Origin of the sequence: Sphingomonas xinjiangensis (assembly GCF_014199255.1) — a bacterium.
GTDB lineage: Bacteria > Pseudomonadota > Alphaproteobacteria > Sphingomonadales > Sphingomonadaceae > Sphingomonas > Sphingomonas xinjiangensis.
Map to the genome: position 1 here is coordinate 1 of NZ_JACIJF010000041.1, position 8,815 is coordinate 8,815.

General features: G+C 56.2%; 8 protein-coding genes. 7 read left to right on the top strand and 1 reads right to left on the bottom strand.

The window, feature by feature from the left end:
- The first annotated feature begins 107 nt into the window (after positions 1-107).
- The 7 genes from FHT02_RS20795 to FHT02_RS20825 all read left to right on the top strand — a co-directional run bounded on the left by FHT02_RS20795 (position 108) and on the right by FHT02_RS20825 (position 7,977).
- Positions 108-422 (top strand): helix-turn-helix domain-containing protein, encoded by a 315-nt coding sequence (locus FHT02_RS20795; RefSeq protein ID WP_343057030.1) that lies wholly within the window; start codon positions 108-110, stop codon positions 420-422.
- A 767-nt stretch (positions 423-1,189) separates the two neighbouring features.
- Positions 1,190-2,509: a site-specific integrase gene (locus FHT02_RS20800; protein WP_184092080.1), complete on the top strand. Its 1,320-nt coding sequence runs from the start codon at positions 1,190-1,192 to the stop codon at positions 2,507-2,509.
- On the top strand, positions 2,506-3,816 hold the full coding sequence (locus tag FHT02_RS20805; protein ID WP_184092082.1) for a hypothetical protein: 1,311 nt from the start codon (positions 2,506-2,508) through the stop codon (positions 3,814-3,816). Before FHT02_RS20800 ends, FHT02_RS20805 begins: the two co-directional genes overlap by 4 nt.
- A gap of 57 nt (positions 3,817-3,873) precedes the next feature.
- Positions 3,874-4,599, top strand: coding sequence for a hypothetical protein (locus FHT02_RS20810; protein ID WP_184092084.1), 726 nt, complete (start codon positions 3,874-3,876; stop codon positions 4,597-4,599).
- A 134-nt stretch (positions 4,600-4,733) separates the two neighbouring features.
- Complete coding sequence (locus tag FHT02_RS20815) at positions 4,734-6,638, top strand: site-specific integrase (protein ID WP_184092086.1); 1,905 nt, start codon at positions 4,734-4,736, stop codon at positions 6,636-6,638.
- Positions 6,635-7,093 (top strand): hypothetical protein, encoded by a 459-nt coding sequence (locus FHT02_RS20820; protein ID WP_184092088.1) that lies wholly within the window; start codon positions 6,635-6,637, stop codon positions 7,091-7,093. The genes FHT02_RS20815 and FHT02_RS20820 overlap by 4 nt, the downstream gene beginning before the upstream one ends.
- A 452-nt stretch (positions 7,094-7,545) precedes the next feature.
- Positions 7,546-7,977, top strand: coding sequence for a hypothetical protein (locus tag FHT02_RS20825; protein WP_184092090.1), 432 nt, complete (start codon positions 7,546-7,548; stop codon positions 7,975-7,977).
- A 502-nt stretch (positions 7,978-8,479) separates the two neighbouring features.
- Here FHT02_RS20825 and FHT02_RS20830 read toward each other — a convergent pair.
- Positions 8,480-8,815: transposase (locus FHT02_RS20830; protein WP_184092092.1), on the bottom strand; the 336-nt coding region annotated here is incomplete at its 5' end.

An 8,815-nucleotide genomic window follows, 5' to 3' on the forward strand; every position in this document is an offset into this window, starting at 1 on the left:
GCTGCTCGAACCCTCGGACGAACTGCTGGCGCTCCACCCCGACCGTCTTGCCCGCGACACCGCTGATCTGCTGACGATCGCCAAGCGCGTCATTGGAGAAGAAGGCAGTGCTGCGCATCAACGATCCCTCGATCGTGCTCGACGGCAGCGACATCATGGCCGAGGTAATGCTCACTGTGTTTGGGCTGGTGGGGATGATGGAGAAGCACTTCATCAAGGCTCGCCAGAAGCGCGGTATCGAGGCCGCTAAAGCTAAGGGCGTCTACAAGGGCCGTCCCGCGACGATAAGCCCGGACGCTGTGCGAGAGCTTCGTGCCGAGGGATTGGGTGCTACGGAGATCGCCAAGCGCCTCAAGATCGGGCGTGCGTCGGTCTACCGGGCATTGGCCGCGTTATATGTCAGAGCTCAAATAGGGTTTTGACGCCCGAAGTCGACAAACCGTTTTGCGTTTGGTCGAACGCCTCACTGCATCGAGTCGCCATAACCCAACTCAGGCCAGCGATGTCCCCCTTCCGATCGCTCGCGCGATCGGAAGCCACGAGATTAAGATCAGCGCAGCTTCCAGAGGCGGAGGAGGAGCGTCGTGGAACATTGTGGATGTCGCAGTTCGTGTCCGACGACGCGAGTAAGACTGGTCAGATATCCAAGGTTCATGAGCAAGATCGCGCAAACATCCACAAACGGGCATTAAATATCTGAGGCTAATTCCTCGATTAGCCACAAAGATCCACGGGTCGAAAGTAAATATCCAAGTTGCCTTCAGGGGAACGCGAAAGCATTCTGAATACTAGCATCACTAACTCGTGGTATTAGGGAAATTAAAATCGCTCATTCTGCTCATTGACTCCGTGTAGATGGCCATAATACATTGCCTTCGGTTCAGGTTTTATCGGTGAGGGTGGTTATGATGGTCGACCAAGAGAATGGGCGGAACGCCACTTCGCGTGGAGCGCAGGTGGGTGGCAAAGCGCCAACCGATCATCTATTTGCTCCAGCAAGCTATCTTTTGAAAAGTTTGGCGTATTTATCAGCGTTTCGGTCGTGCCTGACAGGAATAAGCACAGCCGAGGTGCTGCCGCTCAATTATCGACGCCTCGATCTAGCGCGCTGTTCTCGCAATGACGTAGCTTTCAAAGCTGATGGCCAATTTCGATCTTCGATGTGGGGGAGAAGCGGGCGGCGATAGCAATGGCATTCGTACTCAGCCGTTGTTCCTACGAGCTTGATGGACTGGGCCTTACCCGTTTCGCTCATGTTCCATTTCTCGTGCTGCGCGACATGTCGTACCCGGAGGAAGCGAACCGTTTCCTCCGTGAACGAGCTTTGGGGATCTGGCACCCGAATCGACGAGAGGCGACGGCGTACGGCGAGGTTGTCGCACTTAGTGCGAACACGGTTCGGAGCTACGCAAACGATCTAAAAAGTTTCATCACATTTACGGAGCGTCGTCGTTTGGACTGGCGCAGGCTTAGCCATGCCGATTTACTCGGCAGTTACGACAAGGCCATGTCTAGCGGACAATTGCGCTCTCGAGGGTCTACGCCTCTTGCGGCCGCCACCATCAATCGGCGGATCGCGATCGCGATCGAATTCATGCTGTGGGGCGGCGACAGAGCGCTTCGCGGACCTTTTGTCGTATTGTCCAGTCGCAATGGACGTTCAAGATCGACGGGCGGGCGTGGCCGCAGAACAACGTCCGGAGGACTAATCCAAGGTCGAATCGGAATACATCGTCAACATCCTTCCCGACTTCGGTTGCCGTCAAAGCAGGAATTAGATCTTTGGTTGGCCGAGGTGTTGGCACGAGCAGGTCCCACTCTCCACCTCGCCATTCGCCATATCATCAACACTGGTTGCAGGCTGATGGAGACAGCCTTGGTAAGAGAATGGCAGGTACCGGACCCCGATACGGTGGATCTTCACCGACCCGCCCGCATGGAAATCTTTTACGGCGCGAAGGGCGGTCGCGAAGTAGGGGACCCAGATCTCAAAGGCGCGCCGAGATCGCTTCGATTCAAGCGGCAGCACCTCGTAGACCTTGATCGATACCGTCGATTGCGAAGGAAGAAGACGCTCGCAGTATTCAAGGAAAGAAATCCCGGGGAACCGCTGCCACCGCAACTTTTCCTGAGTGAGCGGACAGGGAAGCCTATTACGTCACAGGCCATCTACCGCGCGTGGCATAATACGGCGACAGCGCCCTTCCCGGGATGGAGCCCTCACCTCGGGAGGCACACCTTTGCCTGTCACACCCTCCTCGAACTTCTAGAAGAGGACGCCCAACGGATTAAGCAGTTTGTTCAGAACCAACCGCGCGCTTACGTAGTATCGCGTGTTGAAGACCTGACCCGTGTCTACCTCAGGCCGATCCTCGGCCACGTCGACGAAAAGACCACTGAACTCTACCTAGAATGGATCGCAGATCACCTTTTTGTCGCTAATCACCGGGCGAGTTGGTCAAATTATCTTTCCGAACTGGAAGACTCGACCAGCGAGTATCACCGGTGACGCGCTTTACCGACTACGTGGATGAACGCGATTACACGGAACTCGGTTCGGAGCAGAACATTATCGCACTCGTTTCAGCAAACGCCCTTGTTTGGAACGTCAAACCGAACAGCGGAAAAGCCGTTTGGGCGATGGATCTGAGCTCATTTGCGGAGGGCGACCCCAAAGCCGGTATAAGAGCACGACCGTCTCTTGTGAAACAACTCGCACCTGCGATCCGAGCTGGGACCTATGGCAAAAACAGCCATGAGGGTGCTCAGACCAAGACGACGATGAAATATCTCTGGCGCATGCTAGATTCTTTGGAGACCGCAGGGGCGGGCACGGTCGAAGATCTATCTGCCGTAACAAATGCGCACGGCCAGTTGTTCAAGACACACCTTTTGCATACGTTCGAGTTCGGAGCCAACTATGCACGCAGCGTACTTGGCAGGATCCGACGCTGGTTTTTGCATGCCCGTGACCTGGCCGGATTTGAGGCAGATCTAATTTGGCCCACTATCACCGAGTGCCGCGGGACCGAGCACAAAGACGTCGATCCGCGTTTGCTTCGCCCCCTCTACCACCACCTAAAGCGAGTCCACTTTGGCTTTTTGGGAGCGTTGAAAGAAGGCCCATGCTTGGCCGCACGGGGGGTTGATCCGCGATCAGCCTCCGGATCAAAGCTCGAAATCTGGAGCTCGACCGCAAACTGGGCATACTTCGCGCGTGAATACGTTGCCGCGGGTTTGTCGCGCGGCGCATTACCGATGAGAAAGTTTGCCGGTCGTGTCGTTCCGGATCGGAAGATCCCACAGCAGCCGGGACCATCTTTTCTGGCTTCCGACGTCCGGACCCACTTTGATGCGGTGCGCTGGTTTGTGCCAACGATGGAGGACGCAGTCGCAGCTTTTACGCTGGTGATGCTGCACACAGGGTGGAACCCCGACACGGTAAAGAACATCGATATATCAGAGGATTCCAAATGGTTTGACCATCGCCTGGACGGTTCCGGAGATCCCGAGTCGAAAACAGCAACCGTCGCCCTGTACGCGTTCAAGGGGAGGACGGGTCGTGAGCAAATAGCGTTCTCACTGAGGCGTCCGAAAGCTCACCCCTATCAAGTTATCAAGTCGATGATCACCGCGACCGATCCTCTCAGGGCGCAGCTGCGTAAAGAAATCGCGGAACTTGCTGCGATTATAGGCCGGTCAGAAGAGCAACAGCAAAGGTATGATAACATACGAGTTATGGTGAAATCTCCTTGGCTTTTCTTCACGGTATATGAACCAAGCGGAGGATCAAGGGTCGCCGTGATTGACAAATAGGACGCCAACTCAGTTTTGCGGTCGCATCTCCGCGACGCGGTCGAATCCAACCCAGGCATGCTGCAAGATGTTGACCCACAGATCATGACGAACTTTGTTGAACGCTTCAACTTTACAGATATTAGAGATGGCTTCGCATCGTTCATTTATGACAACAGTATGTTCAACATTCTTCTGTTAAAGGCTGCTCTTGGCCACAGCAAATTGCGCGTGACTAGCGCGTATCTGCGGCAGCGCAGACAGATCGCACAACGGTTTGAGCGTTTCACACACCTTCAGGAAACTGTCTTCGACGAAATTAGGAACTTCCAGCGGGTAGACCCGACGATCCTCCACGTTCGAATGTCTGGCGCGGCTGTAACAGATGCAATGGTAAAGCGTCTGCGAGATGCGCGATATCGGACTCGAATGGGTATGGGGTGCGTCGATCCAGAGAATCCTCCACGAGACCTATCGCCCGATCATCGTGGCGGCTTTTGCGTTGTCCAGCGTTGCACTCTTTGCGTTCATGGTGTCGTCTTCGAAGACTCCTTGCCGGACCTTGCTGTTCGTGTCGCCGAGCTGCGCTTCATACGATCTCATGTCGCTGCGGAGCGATTTGAGGGATCTACGTTTCAAGCTGAATGGCTCGCTTCAAATTTGATCGTCGAACGACTGTTCTACCATAGGCAGGCAGAGTTCGAGCAAGCGGCGTTCTCACACGGCGAAAAGCTTGCACGTTCCGAGGTCTACCTCTTCGATCAAATCCCTCCCAGCGCGCTGATGGCGACGGGTACGATATGAATATTGCGCGGCCTGTTAGACTTCCAACGGTAGATGAGCACCTCGAATCCATCGCGGGTTCCCCGATCCTGGGGCAACTCTGGACAGCCGACTGGCATTCGCTGGCCTCTTTGGAGCTCATTCCCGGATGTCAAATGTCGGATGACGTCTGGACTTTGCCTCACGAGTGGTCCGGCGCCGGCCAGCGTCAGGCCGTTTCGCGCCGTACTGTCGACTTTCTTAAGGTTCTCCCGGAGGGGTGGGTAACCACCGACGTTGGCTCGCGAGAGGCTATTCGCCGGATCAAGCGGATCGCCGCGTTGATGTTCACGCAAACGATAATGCTTGCAAAGCAAATGCGCGGCCCGCCAAAGCCTTCGACTTGGGTGGCGTTGAATCATAACGTAATAAAGGCCGCAAGCTCCGCCTTGCAGGTCCCTGCGGTTGTCCCAGGTCACTCCGGTTGTCCTGATGGGCGGCCGATTTTTCGACATCTTGACCCGGAAGAGCTTAAAGCTGCCTTCCAGGCAAACAAGCTTGGCTCCGCCTGCGCTATTCCCAGGTTGAACGGACTTCTTAAGGCCGGACAGCTCGACGATTGGCCCGCTTCGGACGTCCATATCAAAGATGTTCGCAACAGGGAGGTTTGGCAGCCGTTTGAAGACGACTTTGTTGCGCTGTCAGGAAATGCCGCCATGTGGATGGCCGAGCAACTCGGCCCTGATGTTCTGGTTGGCTGGACTAAGATCCGCGAGCTGCGCTCGGAACCTATCGCGACGTCAAATCCGCTGAAGGCCAAAGAGCAGCGTGCCGCCTACGCCCGTGATTGGGCCAACGGCATGAAGATTACCTGCCCAGTGCTGCGATACAAGTTCCAGGTGTCCATTGCTCGGCATGACGGCACACGCTCTGGCTGGCTCGAGAGCTGGGATGAGGTCGTTCCTCATACGTTGGAAGGCTTGGCGGCGATTCTCCAAGAGTCGCATTTCTGGATCGTAAGCTTGGCCTGCGGGCCACGTAATGGCGAGCTCGTCTCATTTCCTAGGGATTGTTTGCGCCTGACTGCGAATGGGCCGTTGTTGCGTGGCTGGACATTCAAACTCTCGGACAGCTCCGAACCACGGGACTGGCCGATCCCAAAGGCGGCCGTCAAGGCGGTCAAGCAGCAGCAACAACTTGCGGAGTTACTCGATCCGGGGGGAGACCGATTGTTCGTCTCGTTCAAGTTGGGAGCTGGCCGCCGATCAGAGCGCGACAAATTGAGGTTCAATGCCCATGCGTTTTCTGATCGAACATCCACCGCGGACGGACGCAGGCTAACCGATCTCTGCCAAGGTAACGTCCATAGTCATCGGTTCAGAAAAACAGTTGCCAGATTGGCCGCACTCTCTTTGGTAGGAGCCAGCGATATACTGTTCGACGTATTCGGGCATCGCGATCCTGATATGACGCTAGCTTATATTCTGTCCGACCCAGAGTTGCAGGACGAAATGCGACAGGTGTCTGCAGAGGCCGCGATGATGATAGCGGCAGATGCGATCAAGCGTATCGATGGATCCGGAGGGCCGGCCGCGCCTGCTGTCCGCGAGTTAGTTGCGCGATATATGGCGAGCTCGGCTGAAACCGAGCTCGGTGAAAATTCGATCGCAACGGTGGCGCAGCTGCTTTCACAAGATGGCCGCGTGATGTTGGTCAAACGTAATGTGCTCTGCACCAAGACTCTAAACCAGGCGGGACCTTGCAACCGCCGCACCGGTAATCCTGACATCGGAAATTGCCAAATTTCGTGCGTGCATAGGTTAGAGCTCGCCGCGGCACGACAGGACCATCGATTGGCGCTCGAGAGAGCGTTGGTTGGATACGAGAAGGCGGACGGAATGATGCGTTCGTGGTGGCAAGGCCAGATCTCAGGGCATCTTCTTCCGTTCCCCGACTTTGCAGCCGAGGCGCTGAAGGACCCGCGGGTTCGGGATGCCCTCGAGGGAATTGACGTCTCTCACCTTCTTATTGAGGAAACAGGCCGCGTTCTTAATGGTAACCAACTTGGGTCGCACACATGAGCATAGAAGCGGCTATAGCCCATCAAAAAAAGAAGCGGGCGGTAACGCTCGCAAATATCGAACAAGCCAAAGTGCTGATTACCGAACAGGTGGACCGGCTGGGGTATTATCCAAACAACCGTGGACGCGTCACGATCGCCGAAGTATGTAAGCTCGCTTCGATTGGGGCATCTACGCTAAAGAACAGCACGCATTCCGAAACCGCAGAGGACCTGCGGAAATGGCTAAAGGCCTTGAACAAGCGGCTGAACCTCCGACAGAGTACGGTGTTCAGGGTTGCCGAAACTGAAACATTGCAGGCGAAGCTGGAAAAGGCCCTTCGGAATGCAGATCTGTACAAGTTGATGTACGAGGAATCCGAGAATCGTCTCGCGGCTTCGGAGGCAGACAATGCCGTCATAAGGGCAGAAATGTCGAAGCTACGAGCAGAGAAACTAAAGATCGTTCAATTTTAATTTTTCTCAGTTCTGCGGCCCCGCCGTCACCGATCTAAGTGCGGAAGCTACCTAGCGCGGATCGGGTTTGGCGAAATGTCCAACGCGCGGTTGAGCACGTTGTCGAAAGTGTGGCGCGAAAGCGTAGCTCACGCTCGAATGCGCGCGCAGCTGGAAAAAGGTATCCGCCAACATAACTTACATAACCTAAGAGCAAGGCTCGGAGACGTGCGAAGATCGCCGCGCCCTAAGCCCGGTCGAGCGAACTTACGATAGGGGGCCGAGCTGCGTGAGCAAATCCGTAAGGGTCCGGTCTGGACCTTGCCTTCCTGAAAGCCGCCTTTCCGCTTCCGCCCCAGTTCTGGCCGTTCAGCGCCGCATGTGTGGGCCCGCGAAGCGGACGTTCGTTCATCTGGGTAGACGAACGTGCTACGGTACCAACCTTGGTGTCCAAAAATCGAAAGGCGAAAGCGTTGATCTGGCCTGCAAAGGTGCTTGCTGTTTTATCGCTCGCCGCTTGCACGATGCAGGATGAGAATCACCGCCACGAGGCTCTAATGGATAGCATCGAACGGTCTGTTGTGCTGCCCAAAGGCTCGCAGCCACTGAGTGCCTACGGTCGGAGCTACGCTTTTGCCGGGCAAGATCGAGTGATTGGCTCCTATTCCATTCCTGTCAATTCGCCGACTGGGCCATGTACAGTCGTGATTCCCGGAAACTCCTCTCGCGCATGCAGTGCCGAAGAAGACGAGCCTATTGAGCAAACCGCCGCAGGTACTAGGCGATGGTTTGATGATGCTGACGACGTACCCAAACTGCTCTGGGCAGGCTGTGACCAGGTGAATGTCGTTTATGAGATTTCCAGCCAACGCGTCCTTGAGACACTCTGCGAAGCAAATCGATAAAGATCGCTAACGGAACTTTGACGCCTAAAGCCGCTGAACCGCCGTCCGCCCATAGCGGACATCGACTTGATCCGGCATAATGATCGGATGGACCTGAATCACCGTTATGCCGAACTGTTGTCTTCAGACGCTAAGAGGCGCCTAGCGGTCTATGACAGGGCGGTCAGCGCTTCCAGCTCGTTGAAGAGCGCTTAGAGAACTACGAGTCAGGCGACGAGTGGAACCCCGAGCATGTGCCATTCCCGACAGACGCAAGCTGGCAGCCCCACTGGATCATTCAGACTCGACCACTGAATGGTCTGTTTGGGTCTGTTGATGACGCCGTGCGAGAGGCAACGCGACTGCTTGCAGAAGGCAACTGACCACCCAGCCCGCGCCGTTCCTGATCGGCAAAGCGGACCCTGAAAGCGGCCAGTCCGCTTCCGCCCGATTGTGTTGAATAAGTCGGGGTCGGCCGCGGGCAAGCGCGCGGTTTGAAACGGAGTCATGCGCCCGCGGCGCCTTAGACGGGGGCCATCCGGGCCGGCATCGGGATCAGCTTGGCCATCTTGCGGAGGTTCTGGGCGGTAGCGGCGAGGAGGAACTCGTCTTTCGCGCCGTTGGGACCTCGCAGGCGCAATCGATCCAGTTTTAGGATGCGTTTGAGGTGCGCAAACAGCATCTCGACCTTCTTGCGCTGGCGGCGGGAAGTTACATAGGCGTCACTGGTGGCAATATCGCGGGCCAGGTCACGGGCGCCTTCGTGGATGGAGCGCGTGACCTTGCGGGCCGGCGTGTTGGGCGTGCAGCGTTGCCGCAGGTCGCAGCCGGCGCAATCCTGCTGGCGGGCGCGATAGCG